The following is a 20,842-nucleotide window of genomic DNA, read 5'->3' as shown; positions in this document are numbered from 1 at the left end:
GTGTTCCTCCCGTTGACGGTGATAACACCCTCAATTTTTTCATTGACGCACCCTGTGAGACTTGGCCGGAAGGAACACCGCAGAGACCGGCATCCGGGCAGGAGAAGTCTCCATCGAGGCTGAGGCCGGTCGATGCCGGCGGCACCTCACGGACGGCCGGCGCGGCGGGCCTTTGCCCACCGTGCGGCCGACCACGCCGACGCGCCCCCGCAGGGACCCGGCCCGGTCCGCCGGCAAGGCGCTAGCGCGGCCCCCAGGCCCCGCCCTGGTGCAGCCCCGGCCCGGTCCCCGCCCGGCCCGGGGCGGGCAGCCGGCGGCCGAAGGAGGTGTGCTGCGGCGGCAGCAGCTCACTGGGCTGGACCACGGCGTACCCCTCCCCCATGAAGCTCAGCTCCCAGCCCTCGCCGGTCGCCCCGCGCCGCCGCCAGATCGAGCGGGCCGCCGTCTGGGCCTGCATCTGCACCCGCAGCGCGGTCGTCCAGGCGACCACCGCGTCGGCGTCCGCGCTCACATAGCGGTCGGGCGTCACCGGCATCACCAGCGGCGCGCCGGAGGTGGTGAGGGCGACCTTGCCCTGCCCGCTGAAGACCAGGTTGTACGCGCCGACCCCGGCGATCCCGTACTGGCTCTCCACCGAGATCACCTCCCAGTGCAGATGGGAGTCGAAGCCGAGTACGTAGGCGCTGTCCACGGTGAGGCCGTCGTGACCGACCTCCAGGACGTGCACGTGCTGGGCGAGGTTGGCGAGATAGACGGTGCCCCGGCCGAAGCAGCGCATGAGCGGCAGGATCTCGCCGGTGGCGAGCTGGGCGTACTGCTGGTGGCGGCTGAGGTATTCGCCGTCGAACTCCACCATGCCCTCGAAGGCCACCATGGACCCGGCGCGGGCGACCAGGTCCTCGCCGTCGTCGAGCCGTACCCGCAGCATGCGCGGGTTCTGCGGGGCGAAGCGCTCGGTGGACTGGGTCACCGTGTGGTTGAAGATCGTGCTCTGCATCGTGCTCTCCCCCGTGCCTACGCCTGCTGCTGGTGCTGCTGCTCGGTGAGCCGTTCGGTGCTGTCCTCGCTGGGCTGCACGACCACGAACCCCTCGCCGCTGAACGCGAGCTGGTACGCCTCGCCGCTGCCGCGCCCGATGAGCGAGGACGCCTTGAAGCTGCGCTTGCCCTTCATCTCCAGACCGGTGGACCAGGCGACCAGCGCGTCCGGGTCCACGAAGATCTCCCCGGCCCGCGCGCAGTCGATGACCACCGGGACGCCGCGGCTGGTGACGGCGACCCAGCCGGTGCCGGAGAGGCCGAAGTTGAACAGGCCCTGGCCGGTGAACTTGGCCATGCCCTTGACCCGCTGGACGCCCCATTCCAGCTGGGCGTCGAAGGCGAGGACGTTGGTGGCGTTGACCGACAGGTTCTCGTCGTTGAGCGGCACGCAGACGACGTGGGCTCCGTAGTCGGCGAGGTAGAGAATGCCGTCGCCGTGGCAGCGCATGAGGGGCACGCTCTCGCCGCTGAGCCACTGGGAGGCGACCGAACGCAGCGCGGCCGGGTTCGACTCGTACTGGACGAAGCCCTCGTAGGCGACCATCGAGCCGGTCCTGGCCAGGAGGTCGGCGCCGGTCCGCATGGCGATCTTGGCCATGGTCGGGCCGTGGTTCTCCATGCGGGCGGCGGGCGGGGTCGGGGCGTGGCCGGACACCATGTGCTGATCCATCATCGCTCCGTCAGATCTCGTACGGCTGGACGATCACGAAGTTCCCCGGGGCGCCGCGGAACTGGAGCTGGGTGGTCTCCCCGCTGTCCCCCGGGTAGGCGTGGCGGCGCAGCCGTACCTGGTGGGCGACGAGCACCTGGGCGGCGGCCGACCAGGCGATGGTGGCGTTGGCGTCGGTGAAGGTCATGGGGGTGACGGGCAGGACGAGGGGTTCGCCGTGGGTGGTGACGACGACGGTGCCGTGGCCGTGGAACTGGAGCGCGTACAGCGAGCCGCCGGGGATGCCGTGGCCGTCGATGCGGCGCACCTCGTGCTCCAGGGTCTCGTCGAAGGCGAGGACGTGCTGGGAGGCGACGCACAGGGCGTCGCCCTGGAGTTCGACGGGGTGCAGGCGGGTGGCCTCCTCGGCGAGGTAGACCTGGCCGGTGCCGGAGACGCGCATGAGGGAGCCGAAGCCCTCGCCGGTCATGCCGCTGACGATGCGGCGTTTGATGCCGCCGCCCTTGTAGGCGAAGTCGACGTCGCCCTGGTAGAGCACCATGGAGCCGAGCCTGGCCATGATGGGCCGGCCCTCGTCGGCCGCGAGGTCGACGCGGACGAGCTGCGGGTTCTGGAGGCTCCAGCGGCCGGCTGCCTCGCCGAGCGTGCCGAAGGCGTCCAGGGCGGTCCGTACGCCACCGGCGGGCGGGGCGGGCAGCGGCTCGGCCGCCATCGGCGGGCCGGGCGGCGGGGCCGCGGCCTGTGGCGGTACGGCGGCGGGGGGCGGTACGGGCGCGGGTACGGGTGGTGCGACGGGTGCGGGTACGGGCTGGGGTGGCGCGACCGGCGCGGGCGCGGCCACGGGGGCCGCCACCGGCGCGGGCGGCGGTGTCGGCTGGACCGGGGGCGCGGGCTGGGACGGCGGAGCGGCGGGCGGCGGTGCCGAGGGCGCGGGCTGGGCCACGGGGGCGGCCGGCGGCGCGGGGGCCGGTGCGGGAACGGGGCCGGGGCCGGGCGGTGGGGCGAAGCCGGGGACGGCGGGCGCGGGCGCGGGGACGGCGGGCGGCTCGGGGGCGGGCGGGGCCTCCTCCTCGGCGACCTCGCCGCCGAAGTGGGTGAGCAGGGCTTCGAGGCCGCCGTCGAACCCCTGGCCGACGGCGGCGAACCGCCAGCCGTCCTTGCGGTAGAAGTCGCCCAGCATCACGGCCCGTTCGGTACTGAACTCCGAGCCATCGAACGCGTACCTGGCCACCTCCTCGCCGCCCGCGACGATGCGCAGATAGCCGGGCGCCGCCTGGGCCATGGTGCCGTCACCGTCGATGGTGGCGGTGAAGGAGAGCCGGTCGATGGCCTGCGGCACCCGGTCCAGGGTGATGCGGAACGACTCGGTGTCCCCGGCCTGCGGACCCAGCAGTTGCAGGGATTCCTCCGGGGAGGCGTGCTGGTTGTAGAAGATGAAGTACCGGTCGTCGGAGAGGCGTTCGTCCGCGTCGAGGCCGAAGCAGCTGATGTCGAAGGTCATCCCCGGACCGGAGATGCTGACCCCGACGTACAGATCCGTCCCCAGCGTGAGATCGCCGAGCCTGGCCTTCTGGCCGCGTTGGAAGTGCCTGACCATGCGTGACCGACCGTCCCCCGTCCCGATGTGAACGAACTCCGCCGATCAGCCTAGTCGCTGGCTCCGACAGCGGGCCCGGCAGCGTCAGTCGGGGGAACCGCAGGGGATGTACGGCAGCCGCTCGGCGGCCACCACACCCTCCAGGAAGCCGCGCGCCCGCTCGGTGCGCGGGTAGGCGTCCAGCAGCCGCCAGAACCCCTCGCCGTGGCCGGGCACCAGCAGGTGCGCCAGCTCGTGCAGGAGCACGTAGTCGATGACGTACTCGGGCATGCCCTGGAGACGGTGGGAGAGCCGGATGCTGCCCATGGCGGGGGTGCACGAGCCCCAGCGGGAGTTCTGATTGGTGACCCAGCGGACGCTGTCCGGGCGGGCCCGGCCGCGCAGATAGCGGGCGGACAGCTCCGTCGCGCGGCGCCCGAGCGCCGCGTCGTCGAGCATCCGGCGGTCCTCCTGGGCCGCCAGCTTCTCCAGCATGACGGTGACCCAGCGGCGTTCCTCGTCCGCCGACATCCGGGCGGGGATGAGCACCACGGTCCGGTCGCCCTCGCGGTAGGCGGAGACCGTGCGCCGGCGGCGGGTGGATCGGCGCACCTCGACCGCCCGGTCCGCCGGTGGGCTGTACCGCGGCGGGCCGGCGCTGCTGTTCAGCGGATCGGCGGTCACACTTCGACGTTACCCGCTGACAGCGGGATATGTCCCCCCTGACAGCTCCGGAGCGGGCACGCGGCGTTGAACCGTGCAGCTCATCGGACCATATCCACCTCTTGTGGATAACTTTCCGCGATGACCCAGGGTGATCGGGCACTCTGAGTCATGCCTCGATCACGAGGCACCGATCGAACGAGGAGCTGATCCCCATGCATCCGATGATCAAGCCGGCACTGCGCCGCAGCTGGCGGGACGGGCACACGCTGCGCTTCGGGGTGACCCCCGCGCACGCGGTGCTGCTCGGCCCGGTGGACACCGCGACCCAGAGCTTTCTCGCCCTCCTGGACGGCACCCGGGGGCTGCCCGCGCTGCGGGACGCGGCGGTGGCGCTCGGCCTCGGCCGGTCGGCCGCCGACCGGATCGCCCACCGGCTGGCCGACCTCGGAGTGCTCGACGACGCGGACGCCGACCGCTCGGCGGCGGCCCGGGTCGGCGAGGCCGCCCAGCCCGATCTCGCCTCGCTCTCCCTGGTGCACCGCGAGCCGGGCCGGGGGCTGCGGCGGCTGCTGGAGCGGCGCCGCGCCTGGGTGCGGGTGCGCGGAGCCGGACGGGTGGGCGCGGCGGTGGCGGTCACCCTGGCGCAGGCGGGGGTGGGCCGGGTGGAGGTGGTCGACGGCGGCCGGGTGACGGCGGCCGACACCACACCCGGCGGAGTGCCGGCCGACCGGCGCGGACAGCGCCGGGCCGCGGCGGCGGCCGGCGCGGTGCGCGCGGCGGTGCCCTGGGCCCAGGACAAAGCGCCGCCACCGGGGGACCGGCCGGGCGGCCCGCATCTGGTGGTGCTCGCGCCCCGGGACGGCATCACCGCCTACGCGCCCGACCCGGTGCCGGCCGAACCCCTGCTGGCGGCGGGCACCCCCCATCTGTACGCGGGGGTCGTGGAGGCGACGGGTTTCGTCGGCCCACTGGTCCGGCCCGGGCGCACGGCCTGCGCGGAATGTCTGCTGCGCACCCGGGCCAGCGGCGAGCCGGGCTGGCCGCTGCTGGTGGCGCAGTGGCGCAACGCCCCCGCCCGCGCCGCGCCCTCCTGCGACGCGGCGCTGGCCCAGACGGTCGCCGGGCTGACGGCGGCCACGGCCCTCGCCTTCCTGGACGGGGCGCCGCCACCCGCCCGGAGCAGCCGGCTGGAACTGTCCCTGCCGGGCCTGGACTTCACCACGACCACCCACGAACCGCACCCCGAGTGCCCCTGCGGCGCCCACGCCCGCGGCACCGACGCACCACCACCGGACCGCACCGTCCCCGGTCCCGGTCCCGGTCCCGGTCCCGAGGAAGGAGACGATGCCCGCCGGCCACCGCCGCAACCGGTGCCCTCCGGATGAGCCGAGCCGCCTCGGGCCCGGACAGGCCGGGGCCAGAACGCGCGGTCGCCCGGGTACGCCGGCGCCGGGGCACGCCGCCACCCGGACAGGCCGGCCGGCCCAGGTACCCCACCCCAGGCACGCCGGCGCCCGGGTACGCCGGCGCCGGGTACGCGGAAGCCCCCGCCCGGGGCGGGGGCTTCGGGGTCGGAGTGGTGGGCTGTGGTCATCGGTTCTGCATGACCGCCTGGGCCAGGGCCCGGCGGGCCCGGTGCGAGGCGCGTTCGGCCCGCGCCTGGAGGCGGCGGGACCTGCGGTGCAGGCGGTCCGCGATCGCCAGTTGGCGCGACATGCGTTGAGACTCGGCTTCGCGGGCGCGTTCACTCATATGGGAGCGCGCCAGCGCTTCTGGGATGAGATGCAACTCAGTGGTCCTGTTCTGGTCCTGGCACGCGTCGACGGCGGCCAGATCTGTGGTTCTTGCGGTCAGTGCGCGGATCCCGTCGATCCGCTGGGGGCCATGGGCGGCCGGACGTCCGATGGTGCCGGGGGTGTTCATGCCGCGACCGGATTCTTGCGCGGGCGGCCACGGGGCCGCTTCCTGGGCACCACCACGCCCTGGACGAACAGTTCGCCGCCCCACACGCCCCACGGCTCGCGCCGCTCCTTGGCGCCGGCCAGACAGGCCTCGCGCAGCGGGCAGGCTCCGCACAGGGACTTGGCGTATTCGACGTCCTCGGGGGACTCGGCGAAGAACACCTCGGGGTCGTAGGAACGGCACGGCACGGTGGCGTCGAGTCGCTCGATGGCCTCGTCGAGTTCGTTGAGGCTGTACAGCGGGGTCACAGAAGTCTCCGGATCGGGTGGTGAGTTCAGGTCAGGTCGGGCGGTCGGCGCGATGGGCACGGTCATGTCCTCGTTCTTTTCTGTTGTCGTGGGCAAAACAGAAGGGCCGCGGATCCCGGTGGGATTCCGCGGCCCTGGAAGGTGCCGACCTGATCTGAGCCGATCAGGCTGGGTGCATCCAGGGTTTGAGCCCGCGGAGGGCCCACATCGTGTGAAGCTGGCTCTTCTGCTGTCCGAACAGCTGATTCGCTGCCACTGCCGCCGCACCGGCGCCCTTGGCTGCTGCTGCTGCCACGACGGCGACATAGGCATCCGCTGCCTGTGCCGCTGCCGGTGCTGCCGCCACCACGGACGCCTGGGTCGGTCGCTCCACGCGCTCGGCACGCTTCACGCGCACCTCACGTGCGGTCTCGGCACCGAAGACACCGGTGGCGGAGAACAGCGGGAAGCCGCCGGGCAGGCAGGAGGAGACGACGCCGCGGCCGGACAGCCCGGACAGTTTCGTCAGAGTGATGCTTGCCACTGGAATCGCCTCCTTCAGGCGTCTCGTCCTCGGGGACCGGGATCTTCCCGGACCGAGGTATACGGAATCAGTACAACTCAGTACAGCACGGCTCGTCCGGAAGCGAAAGCCTCCCCCGGCGCCGTGTGCAGCACGCTATGCGGACGGCCGCGGGCCGCGCAAACTATTTTTCCGAGGTTTCCCCATCGGGGTGATCCCCGGTACCGCCGGATGACCCGTCCGCCCGCCCGGGAAGCTCCTGACCTGCGCACAGAGCCAGCACGTCGGCGCCGAACTGGGCGAGTTTGTGGGCGCCGACACCCGAGATCCGCGACAACTCGGCCTGGCTGGCGGGCTCCGACTCGGCGATCGCCATCAGGGTGACGTCGGTGAACACCGCGTACGCCGGGCGGCCCAGCTCCTTCGCCTGCTCCAGGCGCCACTCCCGCAGCCGCTCGTACAGGCCCTCGTCCATGGTGGAGGGGCAGTCCACGCAGCGCCGCAGCTTGATCTCGGCGGCCTCGGTCAGCGTCCGGCCGCAGACCCGGCACGGCACCGGCCCGCGCGCCCGGCGCCGCCGGGAGCCGCCCCCGCCCTCGACACCACCCGAGGCACCCGCCCTGCGGGTGCCCGCGGCGCCCGAGCCCGGCCGCAGGCCCTCCAGGAAGCGGCTGGGCCGCCGGGACGCCCGCCCGCCCGGGGCGCGCGCCAGCGACCAGGACAGCGTCAGATGCTCCCGGGCCCGGGTCACCCCCACGTACAGCAGGCGCCGTTCCTCCTCCACCTGCTCGGGCGTCTTGGCGTGGGTGATCGGCAGCATCCCGTCGGTCAGCCCGACCAGGAACACCGCGTCCCACTCCAGGCCCTTGGCGGTGTGCAGGGAGGTGAGGGTCACACCCTCCACCGTCGGCGCGTGCTGGGCGTTCGCCCGTTCGTCCAGCTCGGCCACGAAGGCCGCGAGGTCGGCGCCGGGCCGGGCCCGCCCCAGGTCCTCGGCCAGCCGCACCAGGGCCGCCAGCGACTCCCACCGGTCGCGGGCCGCGCCCGAGCCGGCCGGTGGCTCCGGTGTCCAGCCGGTGGTCGCCAGCACCGCGCCCACCTCGGCGGCCAGCCCCTCGGCGCCCGCCAGCGCCCGGTCGTTGCCACTGCCCGCCCGCGCCGCACCGCGCAGCGCGAGGGCGGCCTGCCGGATCTCGGCCCGCTCGAAGAACCGCTCGGCGCCCTTGAGCTGGTAGGGCACCCCGGCCTCGGCGAGCGCCGCCTCATAGCTCTCGGACTGCGAGTTGGCCCGGTAGAGCACGGCGATCTCGCTGGCGGGCACCCCGCCCCCGCCCTGCTCCACGGGGGCCATCAGCTGCTGGATCCGGCGCGCCGTGGCGGCGGCCTCGGCCGGCTCGTCCTGGTGCTCGCGGAACTCCGGCTCGGGCCCGGCGGGGCGCTGCGAGATCAGCTGGAGCCGGGATTCGGCGGCCCGGCCCTTCGCCTGGTCGAGCAGCCCGTTGGCCAGCTGCACCACCTGCGGGCTGGAGCGGTAGTCCCGCACCAGCTTCACCACGGTGGCCTCCGGGTGCCGGGCGCGGAAGTTCAGCAGGTGGTCCGGGGTGGCGCCGGTGAAGGAGTAGATCGTCTGGCTGGCGTCACCGACCACGCACAGGCTCTCCCGGTCCCCCAGCCACAGTTCGAGCAGCCGCTGCTGGAGCGGGCTGACGTCCTGGTACTCGTCGACGACGAAGTGCTGGTACTGCCGGCGCACGGTCTCGGCGATGTCGGGACGGTCCTGGAGGATGCCGACGGTGAGCAGCAGCACATCCTCGAAGTCGATGGCGCCCCGGTCCTGCTTGAGCTGTTCGTAGGTGGCGTAGATCCGGCTGGTCTGCGCCGGGTCGCGCGGGGCGTCCCGGCCCGCCTTGGCGATCGCCGCCGGATAGTCGTCGGGCGTGGTCTGGGTCACCTTCGCCCATTCGATCTCGCTGGTGACATCGCGCAGTTCGTGGCCGTTGAGCGAGATCCGGGAGCGGCCGGCCGCCTCCGAGACCAGTTTGACCTTGCGGTCCAGCAGCCGGGGCACCTCCCCGCCCACCGCCCGGGGCCAGAAGTACTGGAGCTGGCGCAGCGCGGCGGAGTGGAACGTCCTGGCCTGGACCCCGCCCGCGCCGAGACCCCGCAGCCGGCCGCGCATCTCGCCGGCCGCCCGGTGGGTGAAGGTGACGGCCAGCACCGTGCTCGGCTGGAAGACCCCGGCGCGCACCCCGTAGGCGATGCGGTGGGTGATCGCCCTGGTCTTGCCGGTGCCCGCGCCCGCGAGCACGCACACCGGGCCGTGCAGGGTGGTGGCCACGGCGCGCTGCTCGGGGTCGAGCCCGTCGAGCACGGCGTCGGCGGAGTCCGGCACGGCCGGGAACCCGGGGAAGCCGGAGGGGCCGGGGGAGCCTGGGGGTGGGGTTGCTGCTGTCACGCCCGTCATGCTGCCAGGTCCGGCGCCGGGATGCGGCGACTTGTCCACAGCCCCGGTCATACCGTCGTACCGGACATCCGGGATTACCCGCCCCGCCGCCGGTGTTCTCCCTTCGGCGATGATGGGATCGCCGAAGGACCGAACACGACCGGACACGACCAAGGAGCGCAGACGATGCTGGGCACCGTGACGATGTACAGCACCACCTGGTGCGGTTACTGCCGCCGGCTGAAGAGCCAGCTGGACCGCGAGGGGATCGCCTACACGGAGATCAACATCGAGGAGAACCCCGAGGCCGCCACCCTGGTGGAGAAGGCCAACAACGGCAACCAGACCGTTCCCACGGTCGTCGTCGCCCCGACCGGCGGGGCCGAGGTCACCATGACCAACCCGTCCCTGGCCCAGGTCAAGCAGGCCCTCGCCCCGGCGCCGGCCTGACGGTCAGCCCAGCGGCTCCCCGTACCACATCTCGATCAGCCGGGCCGCGATGGAGACGCCGGACGGAGGCAGGACCTCCCCGGCCTCCATGGCGGCCCGCAGTTCGTCCCGGGAGAACCAGCGGGCCTCCTCGATCTCCTCGCCGTCCGCCTTCACGGCCGAGGTGACCGCCCGCGCCATGAAGCCCAGCATCAGGCTGGACGGGAACGGCCAGGGCTGGCTGGCGACGTACTCCACCTCGCCCACCACGATCCCGGCCTCCTCGGCGACCTCCCGGATCACCGCCCGCTCCACCGACTCCCCCGGCTCCACGAAGCCGGCCAGCGTCGAGTAGCGGCCCTCGGGCCAGTGCAGCTGCCGCCCGAGCAGCGCCCGGTCCTCGGCGTCCGTGACCAGCATGATCACCGCCGGGTCGGTGCGCGGGTAGTGCTCGGCCCCGCACGCCGGGCAGCGCCGGATGTGCCCGGCCGCCGCGATGACCGTCCGCTCCCCGCAGCGGGAGCAGAAGCGGTGCGAGCGCTGCCAGTTCTCCAGCGCCACCGCGTGCACCAACAGCTCGTTGTCCCGCTCGGACAGCAGCGGCGCGGCCTCCCGCAGCCCGGCGGGGCGCGCGGCGTCGTCCATGCGCCCGGGGAGCGCGTCCTTCTGGAGCGCGAAGTACCGCACCCCGTCCTCGTCCGTCCCCAGGAAGTAGCGGTGCGCCTCGGTGAACGGGGCGTCGAAGGACGGCATCGTCACCAGCTCGGTGCGGCCGTCCTCGGTCTCCTCGATCAGCGCCTGGCCCCCGGACACCACGAACACCCTGGTGGTGGGGTGGCTCCAGGCCGCCCCCAGCCATGCCTCGTCGAGACGGTGCTCGCCGCCCCGGTCGATGCCGCCGTTGCCGGTGAGCGCGATCGGCTGGACGCCGTTGTCCGAGGTGCTAGCCATACGGGAAGCCTAACCGGGGTCGTTCGGCTCCCAGGACTCCTCCCCCAGCAGCAGCCGCTCAAGACCGGCCCGCCCGGGGAGCACACTGGGCCGTACAACCTCCCCGCTGCGGACGTACAGGAAGGCCGCCGTCACCCGGCCGAGCGGCAGGCCGCGCCGCTCCGCCCACGCCAGCCGGTAGATCGCCAGCTGGAGCGGGTCGGCGTCCTGGCGGCGCGCGGTCTTCCAGTCGATGATCTCGTAGCGCTCGCCGCGCTCGTCGTCGGTGCGGTAGATGGCGTCGATCCGGCCCCGGATCACCCGCCCGGCCAGCCGCAGCTGGAACGGCGCCTCGATCCGGTACGGGGTGCGGCGGGCGTACTCGGTCCGGCCGAACGCCTCCTTCAGCGCCGCCAGCTCCCGCTCGTCCGCGATCTCCTCGCCCTCGCCGTCCGCGCCGCCGCCCGGCAGCTCGTCGGGGCCCAGCATCGGCAGCGGCAGTTCCTCGAACCGCGACTCCACCCAGGCGTGGAAGCGGGTGCCCCGGCGGGCGGCGGGCTGCGGCGGGCGCGGCATCGGCCGGGCCAGTTCGCGGGCGAAGCCCTCCGGGTCGGACGCCAGGCGCTGCACCTGTGTCGCGGACAGCGACACCGGCAGCGGCACCTCCCGGACGCCCTCCCTGGCCCGGCGCAGCTCGCCGGCCAGGGCGTCCAGGTCCCGGTCCCAGGACTCCACCGTGCGCCGCTCCTCCGCGGTCAGCTGCGGCGGCGGGCCGGCGGCGGCGGACGGCGCGGGGGCGGACGGCGCGGGGGCGGACGGCGCGGCGGCCTCCGCCGGGTCCGCCGCTTCCGCCGCCGGCTCCCGGAACCCCTCGCGCAGCAGATCGAGCACCCGGTCGGCGGCGGCCCGGCGGCGCTCCAGGGCGACCGGCTCCAGCGGCAGCGGCCAGGCGCGTTCCTCGGTGGGCTCGGCGAGCGCCGGATTCTCCTCCTCGTCGTCGGGGGCGTCCGCCCAGTGCTCCACCTCACCGTGCGCCGGGTCGGCCTCGCAGTGCGCGCGCAGCGCCTCCAGGAACGCGGAGGGGCCGCGTTTCTTCTTCTGGCTCGGCCCCCACCAGTGCCCGGAGCCCAGCAGCAGGCGGCGCGGCCGGGTGAAGGCGACGTAGCCCAGACGTAGCTCCTCGTGCAGCAGATGGCCGGCCAGCAGCCCGGCGTACTCCTTGTACGCGGCGGCCGTCCAGCCGCTGATCGCCGGCAGCGTGGCGGCGTCCCCGCGCAGCGGGTGGGGCAGGGCGCGCGGGTGCTTCAGCCAGGAGTCGCGGGCCTGCGGGGACGGGAAGCCGCCCTGGCCCGCGCAGAGCCCGGGGACGGCGACGACGTCCCACTCCAGGCCCTTGGCCTTGTGCGCGGTGAGCACCTTGACGGTGTTCTCGCCGCCGGGCAGCGAGCTGTCCAGGCCCTTGTCGTACTGGGCGGCGGCGCGCAGGAACGCCAGGAAGGCGGTGAGCGAGCCGCCGAGCCGTTCGCCGTCCACGGCCACGCCGGTGCGGCCCGCGGCGAACGCGGCGGCCAGGTCGAGGAAGGCGGTCAGGGTCTCGCGGCGGCGGGCGGCCAGCGCCTGCGGGGAGGCGGAGAGCTCCACCTCGAGGCCGGTGACGGCCAGCACCCGGTGCAGCACGTCCATGAGCGGGTCGGCGAGCGAGCGGCGCAGGTCGCGGATCTCGGCGGCGAGGTGCGCGAAGCGTACCCGGGCCTCGGCGGAGAACGGCAGCTCGTCCGCGTCGTCCCGGTCCTCGCCGATGAAGGTGTCCAGCGCGTCGGCGAGCGAGGTGGTCTCGGCGGGGTCGGTGCCCTCCACGGCGGCGGCGAGCCGGTCGGTGTCGTCCTCACCGGACGCGCTGCGGCGCACCAGGTGCCGGGCCCGGCGGCCGAGCAGGGCGAGATCGCGCGGGCCGATGCGCCAGCGCGGCCCGGTGAGCACCCGGACGAGCGCGGCGTTGGCGGTGGGGTCGGCGAGCACCTCGCAGACGGCGACCAGGTCGGCGATCTCCGGCAGGTGGAGCAGCCCGGACAGGCCGACGACCTCGACCGGCACGTCGCGTTCCACCAGGGCGCGCTGGATCTCGGCGAAGTCGCCGGCCGTGCGGCACAGCACGGCGATCTCCCCCGGCGGGGTGCCGGTGCGCACCAGGTGGGCGAGGGAGTCGGCGAGCCAGGCCAGTTCGTCCGCGTGGGTGGGCAGCAGGGCGCAGTGGACGCGGCCGGTGTGCTCGGCGTCCTCGGCCGGGCGCAGCGGGACGACGGCGGGGTGCAGGGCGCGCAGCGGTGCGGCGAGGTCGTTGGCCAGCCGCAGCAGCCGGCCGCCGCTGCGGCGGTTCTCGCTGAGGGAGTAGCGCCGGGCGGGGGTGCCGTCGGGGGCGGGGAAGTGCTCGGGGAAGTCGTCGAGGTTGGCGACGGAGGCGCCGCGCCAGCCGTAGATGGCCTGGCAGGGGTCGCCGACGGCGGTGACGGGGTGGCCGGTGCCGTCGCCGAACAGGCCGGCGAGCAGGATGCGCTGGGCGACGGAGGTGTCCTGGTACTCGTCGAGGAGGACCACGCCGTACTCCTCGCGCAGCGCCCGGCCGACCTCGGGGATGTCGCGGGCGAGGGTGGCGGCGAGGGCGATCTGGTCGCCGAAGTCGATGAGGTCGCGGGAGCGTTTGCGGGCCCGGTACTCCTCGACCACGTCCAGCAGCTGCCCGCGCCCGGCGGCGGCCTCGCGGATGCGCCGCAGGTCGGCGTTGGTGAGGGCGGTGGCGTCGAGTTCGGCGAGGAGGTCGCGGTCGAAGGCGCGCAGCCGCCCGGGGGACACGAGGTGTTCGGCCAGTTCGCCGTCGAGGGCGATGAGGTCGGTGACGAGGGTGGTGAAGCCGCTGCCGGGCGGCTCGAAGGACGCGGGCGCGGCGCGCAGCACCTCGGCGGCCAGCTGGAACCGTCCGGCGTCGGCGAGCAGCCGGGAGGCGGGTTCGATGCCGAGCCGCAGCCCGTGCTCCTTGAGGAGGCGGCCGGCGAAGGCGTGGTAGGTGGAGATCTGCGGCTCGCCGCCGCCTTCGCCGGTGTCGGTGGTCTCCTGGCCGATGCCGGCCCGGGTGAGGGCCTTGCGCACGCGTTCGGCGAGTTCGCCGGCGGCCTTGTTGGTGAAGGTGAGGCCCAGGACGCGCTCGGGGGCGACCTGGCCGGTGCCGGTGAGCCACACCACGCGGGCGGCCATGACGGTGGTCTTGCCCGAGCCGGCGCCGGCCACGATGGCCTGCGGGGCGGGGGGTGCGGTGATGCACGCCAACTGCTCGGGGGTGAACGGGATCCCGAGCAGCTCGCGCAGTTCCCGGGGATGGGTCAGTCGTGCGGCCACGCGCACGAGGCTATCCCCGGCCGCCGACAGGGCGGCGCGGGCGGGTGTGGGGCGGGGCGCGGGGGTGGGCTACTCCACGACGTGCCGGCCCTCGGTGCGGGCCGAGCAGGAGGCGCGGAAGTGGCAGGTGCCGCACTGCTGCCCGGGGGTGGGGGAGAACCGTTCGTCCAGGACCCGGCCGGCTGCCGTGGCCAGCAGGTCGCCGACCCAGTCGCCCTGGGGCGGCGGCTGTTTCTGGACGGCGGGCAGCGCGTCGCCGCCCTCCTTCTTGGGGGCGCCCTGCCGCAGGTGGACGAGCGCGGCGCCGCCGGTCTCGGTGCCGCCCTCCCCGTGCCGGACCGCCAGCTGGTACACGGCCAGCTGCGGGTGGCGTTCCACCTCCGCCTTGGTGGGCTTGGCGCGGCCGGTCTTGAAGTCGACGACGTAGGCGCGGCCGTCGGCGTCCCGTTCCACCCGGTCCAGGGTGCCGCGGATCCGGATCCGGTGCTCGCCCGCGGCGAGCGTGACGTCGAAGTCCTCCTCGGACGCGGCCGGTTCGAACCCGGCCTGGCTCTGGAGGACGTGCCAGCGCAGAAAGCGTTCCAGGGCGGCGCGCGCCTCGTCGCGTTCCGTGCGGGACTGCCAGGGCGCCTCGAACGCCAGGCCGTCCCAGACCACGTCGAGCCGTTCCATCAGCACCGCGAGGTCGGCGGGGGTGGTGCCGGAGGCCACCTCGTCGGCCAGCACGTGCAGCACGTTGCCGAACCCCTGGGCGGCGGTGGCGGGCGCGTCCGCGTGCACCTCGCGGGCGAGGAACCACTTCAGCGCGCAGGAGTTGACCAGTTCGTCCAGGGCGCTCGCCGACAGGGCCACCGGACGCCGCGGGTCGCGCACCGGCGCCGCCGACTCGGTCCTGGCGCGCAGCCCCCACCAGCGCTGCGGGTGCGCGGCCGGTACGAGCGCGTGGCCGTCGTCGTCCCGCAGCGCGGCCAGTCTCGCCAGCCGCCGGGCCGCCGCCTCGCGCAGCGCCGGGGTGACGCGGGGGTCGACGGTGGTGGCGCGCAGTTCGGCGATCAGCGCGGACAGGGCCAGCGGGCGGCGCGGCCGGCTGGTCACGTCCTTCGGCTCCACGCCCAGTTCGGTGAGGAACCGGGAGGGCTGGTCGCCGTCGTCCGCGCCGCGTACGGCCGTCACCACCAGCCGGTCCCTGGCCCGGGTGGCGGCCACGTAGAACAGCCGCCGCTCCTCGGCCAGCAGCGCGCCCGGCGGCAGCGGTTCGGCGAGCCCGTCCCGGCCGATGCGGTCCGCCTCCAGCAGCGAGCCGCGCCGCCGCAGGTCGGGCCACAGCCCCTCCTGGACGCCGGCCACCACGACCAGCGACCACTCCAGGCCCTTGGCCCGGTGGGCGGTCATCAGCCGGACGGCGTCGGGGCGCGCGGCGCGTGCGGTCAGGGTGTCGGCGGCGATGTCGTGGGCGTCCAGTTCGTCGAGGAAGATCAGCGCGCCGCGCCCGCCGCCGCGCTCCTCGGCGCGGGCCGCCGCCTCGAACAGCGCGCACACGGCGTCCAGGTCGCGGTCGGCGTTGCGGCCGGCCGCGCCGCCGCGCCGGGCGGCCCGCTCCAGGCGGTCGGGCCAGCCGGTGCCGGACCACAGCTCCCACAGTGCTTCCTCGGGGCTGCCGCCGCCCGCCAGCAGTTCCCGGGTCTTGCGCAGCAGCATGCCCAGCTGCCGGGCGCCGCCCGCGTACGCCGGGTCGTGGGCGACCAGCCGTTCCGGTTCGGCGAGCGCCCGGGCCAGCAGTTCTCCGGACGGGGCCGGTACGGCGGCCCCGGCGGTGCGTTCCTCGTGCCGCAGGGCCCGGCCGAGGCGCCGCAGGTCGGCGGCGTCCAGCCCGCCGAGCGGCGAGGTGAGCAGTTCCGCCGCGGTCTCCGGGTCGAAGCCGGTGGCCTCTCCCGCGACCGCCCGCAGCGCCATGAGCAGTGGCGCCACCGCCGGTTCCTGGCGCAGCGGGAGATCGGCGCCGTCCACCTCCAGCGGCACCCCGGCCGAGGTGAGCGCCCGGCGCACCACCGGCAGCGAGCGCCCCCCGGCGCGGACCAGGACCGCCATCTCGCCCCAGGGCAGGCCGTCCTCCAGGTGCGCGCGGCGCAGCAGGTCGGCGATGTTCTCCAGCTCGGCGCCGGGCGTCGGGTAGGTGTACGCCTCGACGCTGCCGCCCTCGCGCACGGCGGCGAGCGCGCGGTGCCGCCGTACCGCGTCGGCCGGCAGCCGGGCCAGCGGCATCCGCTGGGCGAGCAGCCGGGTGGCGTCCTGCACGGCGGACGCGGCGCGCCGCCCGGTGGTGAGGACGGCGACCGGGGCCGGGTCCCCGGCGGCGGTCGGGAAGGCGTCCGGGAAGCCGAGGATGCCGCCCACGTCGGCGCCGCGGAAGGCGTAGATCGACTGGTCCGGGTCACCGAACACCACCAGGTCCCGCCCGCCGCCTCCCCCGGCGAGAGCCGCCAGCAGCGCGGCCTGCGCCGGATCGGTGTCCTGGTACTCGTCGACGAACACCGCGTCGTACCGGGCCCGCACCCGCGCCGCCACGTCCGGGCGCTCCGCCAGCCGCACCGCGCCGCGCACCAGGCCCGCGTAGTCGAGGACGCCCTGCGCCTCGGTGACGTCCAGGTACTCCGCCAGGAAGTGCGCCGCCGCCTCCCAGTCCGGCCGCCCGGTGCGGCGGGCGAACCCGGCCAGGGTGGCGGGCGCCAGCCCCAGCTCGCGGGTGCGGGCGAGGACGGCGCGCAGCTCGTCGGCGAACCCGCGCGTGGTCAGGCAGGCGCGCAGCTCGGCCGGCCACGGCACCCGGGGCGGCAGCTCCAGCTGCCCGGCCAGCAGCTCGCGCAGGAACACGTCCTGTTCCGGTCCCGACAGCAGCCGCAGCGGCTCGGCGTACAGCTCGCGGTCCTGGTGCGCGCGCACGAGCGCGTACGCGAAGGAGTGGAAGGTGGTGGCCTGGGGCGCGCCGCCGCCCATCCGGGCTGTCATCCGGTCGCGCAGTTCGGCGGCGGCCTTGCGGCTGAAGGTGAGCACCAGCACCCGCTCCGGGTCGGTGCCGGCCGCCACCCGGGCGGCGACGGACTCCACCAGCGTCGTCGTCTTGCCGGTGCCCGGGCCCGCCAGGACGAGAAGCGGTCCGCCCGGATGCTCAACCACGGCGCGCTGGCTTGCGTCCAAGGCAGGGGGGTGCGTGGTCAGGACCGGGTCGCGCACCAGTCGGTACGCCCCGGAATCCTGCGCGGTTCGGGGGGCTTCCCGGACGGCGTCCGGGGGCGGGACAGAGAGGCTCACGTGCATCGCAGATTCTCGCGGGGGGTCCCCTTGGGGATGGGATCGGGCGGCGAAGCGGTGGGAAAGACGCTACGCCTTGCGGTGACCCGCCCGCACGGGAACCCCGGGGCACGCCGCGGCGCGCACCACGGGCGTGGGGTGGCCCGCACCTTCTGTGCGGTCCCCCGTACGGAGGGCGCCGGGCATACCGCCGGCGGCCCGGATGACGGAAGCTGGTGCTTGTGAGCCGTCTCCGTCTCCTGCCTTCAGCGTGTTTTCCGGGGCCCGCCGTCCCCGGGGGCCTCGCCCTCCGCCGTCCAGCGGGCGCGTGCCATGTCCACGCGCGGCACGCCGGCGGCGCCGTGGCGCAGCGGGGTGCCCTCGGCGCGGTAGTGCTCCAGCGCGCGGCTCTCGTGGCCCGGCAGCGGCCGGCCGTCGGCGCGCACCACACGCCACCAGGGGACGGCGCCGCCGTACAGCGCCATCGCGCGGCCGACCTGCCGGGGGCCGCCGCTGCCGAGGAGCGCGGCGATGTCGCCGTACGTCATCACCCGGCCGGGCGGGATGCGTTCGGCGGCGGTGAGCACCCGGTCGGCATAGTCCGGGAGCCGGTGCGGGGTGCTGGTCATGGCGCCCATGGTGCCGTATGTCACGGACAGTCCCCGGCCGGCCGTCACTCGTGCCACTATCGTCACAGTGACGAAGACCGAGGAAACGGCCAGTGATACGGGGCGAAGAAGAGGCGGAGCGACTCCGGGCGGGGCGGGCGCCGGGGCATGACGAGGGGGAGGGGCTGTACGACGCCATGAGTGGCATGAACGGACAGTCACCGGCCGTACGGCAGCCCCCCAGGAGTGGCAAGCGCGCCAAGGCGGCCCGCCGGGCGAACAGCCGGCGGCGGCAGGAGGCCAAGCGGCTGGCCGAGGAGGCGCGCGACCGGCCGCCAGCCGCGCCGTCGGTGACGCCGGGGCCGGCGGAGTCCGGCCGCGCCACCGAGCCCGCCGGGGCCGCGCCCGTACCCCCCGGCCCGGGCCAGGAGTCCGCGCCGGAGCCGGTGTCCCTGGCCGACCGGCTGGAGATCGACGAGCCGATCCTCGCCGCGCGCGTGCACCGCCCCGGCGATCTGATCCGTTCCCTGTTCGGGCTGCTCGGCATCGCCCTGGTGCTGCTGACCGCGACCTTCGCCGTGGGCACCACCGAGGGCATCGAGACCGACATCAACAACAGCGCGGACGGCGCCCCGCCGCTGCTCATCTCCTTCGCGGGGTTCGCGTCCTCCGTCGCCGTCCTCATCGTCCCGGTCGCCTTCGCCGTCGAACGCCTCATCAAGCGCGACGGACTGCGCATCGCGGACGGCGTGCTGGCCGCCGTGCTCGCGCACGGCGTCTCGCTGTCCTTCAGCCTGTGGGTGGCCCGGGTGGCACCGGAGTCCGTGCAGAACGCCCTCACCCGCGACGCCCCGTCCGGGGTGGGGCTGACCGATCCGGTGCACGGCTACCTCGCGCCCGTCATCGCCTACGCCACCGCCGTGGGCATGACCCACCGCCCGCGCTGGCGGCTGATCATGATCGCGGTGCTGGTGCTGGACGCGGTCTCGGTGCTCGTGGCCGGCTACACCACGCTCTTCTCCATCCTGGTCACCGTCCTCATCGGCTGGACCATCGCCTACGGCACGCTGTACGCGGTCGGCACCCCGAACGTCCGCCCCACCGGCCAGCAACTGCTGGCCGGGCTGCGCAACGTCGGCTTCCGCCCGGTGAGCGCGCTGCGCACCGAGGAACCGCCCGGGTCGGAGGCCGCCGAGTCGGGCGACAGCGAGGCGGGGCAGCTCACCCGGCGCTATCTCGTCACCCTGGAGACCGGTCCACCGCTGGACATCACGGTGGTGGACCGCGCCCAGCAGGCGCAGGGCTTCTTCTACCGCGCCTGGCGCCGGCTGACGGTGCGCGGCATCACCCAGCGCCGCAGCCTGCCCTCGCTGCGGCAGGCGCTGGAGCAGGAGGCACTTCTGGCGTACGCGGCGATCGCCGCCGGCGCCCACGCCCCCAAGCTGATCGCCACCTCCGAACTCGGCCCGGACGCCGTGATGCTCGTGTACGAGCACATCGGCGGCCGGTCGCTGGAGTCCGTCCCGGCGGACGAGATCACCGACGACCTGATGGCGGCGTCCTGGCAGCAGGTGGTGGCGCTCCAGTCGCGGCGCATCGCGCACCGCCGGCTGGACGGGCACTCGCTGCTCGTGGACCGGGCCGGCCAGGTGTATCTGACGAATCTGCGCGGCGGGGAGATCGCGGCCGGCGACATCCCGCTGCGGATGGACGTCGCGCAGTTGCTGACGACCTTCGGCCTGCGGGTCGGCGCCGAACGGGCGGTGGCCTCGGCCGTCGCCGTCCTCGGCCCGGACGCGGTGGCCGACAGCCTGCCGATGCTCCAGCCGATCGCGATGTCCCGCACCACGCGCACCACGCTGCGCCAGCTCGGCAAGGAGCGGGCGGCCCGGGAGCGGCAGGCCGTCCTCGACGCCGTACGCGCCTACCGCGAGGCGCGCGGCACGCTGCCCGAGGACGCCGACCGCAAGACGGTCAAGGCGGCCAAGCAGGCCGAGAAGCAGGTCATGGAGCAGGCCCTGGAGGACTCCAAGGAGCCCGACCTGCTCTCCCTGATCCGGCAGCAGGTGCTGCGGGTACGGCCCGAGGCCGCCATAGAGCCGGCCCGGATGGAGCGGGTGCGGCCCCGTACCCTCGTCTCCTTCATCGCCGCCGCCTTCGCCGGCTACTTCCTCATCACGCAGCTGGCCGAGCTGAAGATCGACCAGGTCATCGACAACGCCAACTGGTGGTGGGTGATCGCGGCGGCCTGCTTCTCGGCGCTGACCTACTTCTCCGCCGCCGTGAGCCTGCTCGGCTTCGTGCCGGAGAAGGTGCCGTATCTGCGCACCGTGGTGGCCCAGGTGGCGGGTTCGTTCGTGAAGCTGGTGGCGCCCGCCGCGATCGGCGGCGTCGCGCTGAACACCCGGTATCTGCAACGGCAGGGGCTGCGGCCGGGGCACGCGGTGGCCAGTGTGGGCGCGTCCCAGCTCTTCGGTCTGGGCAGCCACATCACGCTGCTGCTGACCTTCGGCTATCTGACCGGCACCGAGCACACCCCGAACCTGTCGCCGTCCCGGACGGTCATCGCCGGGCTGCTGACGGTGGCGGTACTGGCGCTGATCGTGGCGGCGGTGCCGGCGCTGCGCAAGACGATCTCGGAGCGGGTGCAGTCGCTGTTCGCCGGGGTCGTACCGCGCATGCTGGACGTGGTGCAGGAGCCGAAGAAGCTGCTCAGCGGCATCGGCGGGATGCTGCTGATGACGATGGCGTTCGTGCTGTGCCTGGACGCCTCGCTCCAGGCGTTCGGGGTGGAGATGAGCTACCCGACGGTCGCGGTGGTGTTCCTGGCGGGCAACGCGCTGGGCTCGGCGGCACCCACCCCGGGCGGCATCGGCGCGGTGGAGCTGGCGCTGACGGGCGCGCTGGCGGCGTTCGGCGCCCCGACGAATCCGGCGCTGGCGGCGGTGCTGCTGTTCCGGCTGATGACGTTCTGGCTGCCGGTGCTGCCGGGCTGGCTGGCGTTCACCCATCTGACCCGGAAGGAAGCCCTGTAGGCCACGGGCCTTTCCCTGCCCGGGCGCGGTGCGTGCCGCGCCCGGGCATCGTGCT

15 protein-coding genes are annotated in these 20,842 nt (G+C 74.6%); 3 read left to right on the top strand and 12 right to left on the bottom strand.

Features of this window, described 5'->3' with window-relative positions; all coding sequences use genetic code 11:
• Positions 1–241 precede the first annotated feature (241 nt).
• From BM385_RS15955 to BM385_RS15940, 4 genes are all read right to left on the bottom strand, one after another.
• Complete coding sequence (locus BM385_RS15955; protein WP_019435637.1) at positions 242–997, bottom strand: AIM24 family protein; 756 nt, start codon at positions 995–997, stop codon at positions 242–244.
• Between the two features lie 17 nt (positions 998–1,014).
• The gene (locus tag BM385_RS15950) at positions 1,015–1,710 is read right to left on the bottom strand and encodes an AIM24 family protein (RefSeq protein ID WP_026047758.1); all 696 of its coding nucleotides are present in this window, start codon (positions 1,708–1,710) and stop codon (positions 1,015–1,017) included.
• A gap of 10 nt (positions 1,711–1,720) precedes the next feature.
• Positions 1,721–3,307 (bottom strand): TerD family protein, encoded by a 1,587-nt coding sequence (locus tag BM385_RS15945; RefSeq protein ID WP_093843433.1) that lies wholly within the window; start codon positions 3,305–3,307, stop codon positions 1,721–1,723.
• Positions 3,308–3,391: 84 nt separating this feature from the next.
• Positions 3,392–3,970, bottom strand: coding sequence for a M48 metallopeptidase family protein (locus BM385_RS15940; protein ID WP_019434940.1), 579 nt, complete (start codon positions 3,968–3,970; stop codon positions 3,392–3,394).
• A gap of 194 nt (positions 3,971–4,164) precedes the next feature.
• On the opposite strand from BM385_RS15940, the gene BM385_RS15935 reads away from it, so the two are divergent.
• Positions 4,165–5,337: a TOMM precursor leader peptide-binding protein gene (locus BM385_RS15935; protein ID WP_093843432.1), complete on the top strand. Its 1,173-nt coding sequence runs from the start codon at positions 4,165–4,167 to the stop codon at positions 5,335–5,337.
• A 205-nt stretch (positions 5,338–5,542) separates the two neighbouring features.
• Here the strand turns inward: BM385_RS15935 and BM385_RS27180 are convergent, their stop codons facing one another.
• The 4 genes from BM385_RS27180 to BM385_RS15915 all read right to left on the bottom strand — a co-directional run bounded on the left by BM385_RS27180 (position 5,543) and on the right by BM385_RS15915 (position 9,119).
• Positions 5,543–5,875: a putative WhiB-interacting protein gene (locus BM385_RS27180; protein WP_019434938.1), complete on the bottom strand. Its 333-nt coding sequence runs from the start codon at positions 5,873–5,875 to the stop codon at positions 5,543–5,545.
• Positions 5,872–6,228, bottom strand: a complete 357-nt coding sequence (locus BM385_RS15925) for a WhiB family transcriptional regulator (RefSeq protein ID WP_026047621.1) — start codon at positions 6,226–6,228, stop codon at positions 5,872–5,874. Before BM385_RS15925 ends, BM385_RS27180 begins: the two co-directional genes overlap by 4 nt.
• A gap of 97 nt (positions 6,229–6,325) precedes the next feature.
• Positions 6,326–6,685 (bottom strand): hypothetical protein, encoded by a 360-nt coding sequence (locus BM385_RS15920; RefSeq protein ID WP_247482427.1) that lies wholly within the window; start codon positions 6,683–6,685, stop codon positions 6,326–6,328.
• Between the two features lie 163 nt (positions 6,686–6,848).
• Positions 6,849–9,119 (bottom strand): ATP-dependent DNA helicase UvrD2, encoded by a 2,271-nt coding sequence (locus tag BM385_RS15915; protein ID WP_380979115.1) that lies wholly within the window; start codon positions 9,117–9,119, stop codon positions 6,849–6,851.
• Positions 9,120–9,293: 174 nt separating this feature from the next.
• On the opposite strand from BM385_RS15915, the gene BM385_RS15910 reads away from it, so the two are divergent.
• Positions 9,294–9,557: a mycoredoxin gene (locus BM385_RS15910; protein WP_019434934.1), complete on the top strand. Its 264-nt coding sequence runs from the start codon at positions 9,294–9,296 to the stop codon at positions 9,555–9,557.
• Between the two features lie 3 nt (positions 9,558–9,560).
• Here BM385_RS15910 and nudC read toward each other — a convergent pair whose 3' ends face one another.
• The 4 genes from nudC to BM385_RS15890 form a co-directional block, all read right to left on the bottom strand.
• Complete coding sequence (gene nudC / locus BM385_RS15905; RefSeq protein WP_019434933.1) at positions 9,561–10,487, bottom strand: NAD(+) diphosphatase; 927 nt, start codon at positions 10,485–10,487, stop codon at positions 9,561–9,563.
• Positions 10,488–10,496: 9 nt separating this feature from the next.
• Positions 10,497–13,856, bottom strand: coding sequence for an ATP-dependent helicase (locus BM385_RS15900; RefSeq protein ID WP_093843635.1), 3,360 nt, complete (start codon positions 13,854–13,856; stop codon positions 10,497–10,499).
• Positions 13,857–13,925: 69 nt separating this feature from the next.
• Positions 13,926–17,171: an ATP-dependent helicase gene (locus BM385_RS15895; protein WP_093843429.1), complete on the bottom strand. Its 3,246-nt coding sequence runs from the start codon at positions 17,169–17,171 to the stop codon at positions 13,926–13,928.
• A gap of 239 nt (positions 17,172–17,410) precedes the next feature.
• On the bottom strand, positions 17,411–17,773 hold the full coding sequence (locus tag BM385_RS15890; protein WP_078576274.1) for an MGMT family protein: 363 nt from the start codon (positions 17,771–17,773) through the stop codon (positions 17,411–17,413).
• Positions 17,774–17,958: 185 nt separating this feature from the next.
• Between BM385_RS15890 and BM385_RS15885 the strand changes: the two genes are divergently transcribed.
• Positions 17,959–20,787, top strand: coding sequence for a lysylphosphatidylglycerol synthase transmembrane domain-containing protein (locus BM385_RS15885; RefSeq protein ID WP_093843428.1), 2,829 nt, complete (start codon positions 17,959–17,961; stop codon positions 20,785–20,787).
• Positions 20,788–20,842: the final 55 nt, after the last annotated feature.

This window comes from Streptomyces harbinensis, assembly GCF_900116145.1.
GTDB classification, from domain to species: Bacteria; Actinomycetota; Actinomycetes; order Streptomycetales; family Streptomycetaceae; genus Streptomyces; species Streptomyces carpaticus.
Note: the sequence above shows the minus strand (reverse complement) of the source record. Positions and strands in the feature narration are given on the sequence as shown.

What these genes read in the sequence shown, in the direction of transcription:
- BM385_RS15955 (WP_019435637.1), bottom strand. Translation starts at nt 997, where the DNA reads ATGCAGAGCACGATCTTCAACCACACGGTGACCCAGTCCACCGAGCGC.
- BM385_RS15950 (WP_026047758.1), bottom strand. Translation starts at nt 1,710, where the DNA reads ATGGATCAGCACATGGTGTCCGGCCACGCCCCGACCCCGCCCGCCGCC.
- BM385_RS15945 (WP_093843433.1), bottom strand. Translation starts at nt 3,307, where the DNA reads ATGGTCAGGCACTTCCAACGCGGCCAGAAGGCCAGGCTCGGCGATCTC.
- BM385_RS15935 (WP_093843432.1), top strand. Translation starts at nt 4,165, where the DNA reads ATGCATCCGATGATCAAGCCGGCACTGCGCCGCAGCTGGCGGGACGGG.
- BM385_RS27180 (WP_019434938.1), bottom strand. Translation starts at nt 5,875, where the DNA reads ATGAACACCCCCGGCACCATCGGACGTCCGGCCGCCCATGGCCCCCAG.
- BM385_RS15925 (WP_026047621.1), bottom strand. Translation starts at nt 6,228, where the DNA reads ATGACCGTGCCCATCGCGCCGACCGCCCGACCTGACCTGAACTCACCA.
- BM385_RS15910 (WP_019434934.1), top strand. Translation starts at nt 9,294, where the DNA reads ATGCTGGGCACCGTGACGATGTACAGCACCACCTGGTGCGGTTACTGC.
- nudC (WP_019434933.1), bottom strand. Translation starts at nt 10,487, where the DNA reads ATGGCTAGCACCTCGGACAACGGCGTCCAGCCGATCGCGCTCACCGGC.
- BM385_RS15895 (WP_093843429.1), bottom strand. Translation starts at nt 17,171, where the DNA reads ATGCACGTGAGCCTCTCTGTCCCGCCCCCGGACGCCGTCCGGGAAGCC.
- BM385_RS15890 (WP_078576274.1), bottom strand. Translation starts at nt 17,773, where the DNA reads ATGACCAGCACCCCGCACCGGCTCCCGGACTATGCCGACCGGGTGCTC.
- BM385_RS15885 (WP_093843428.1), top strand. Translation starts at nt 17,959, where the DNA reads ATGAACGGACAGTCACCGGCCGTACGGCAGCCCCCCAGGAGTGGCAAG.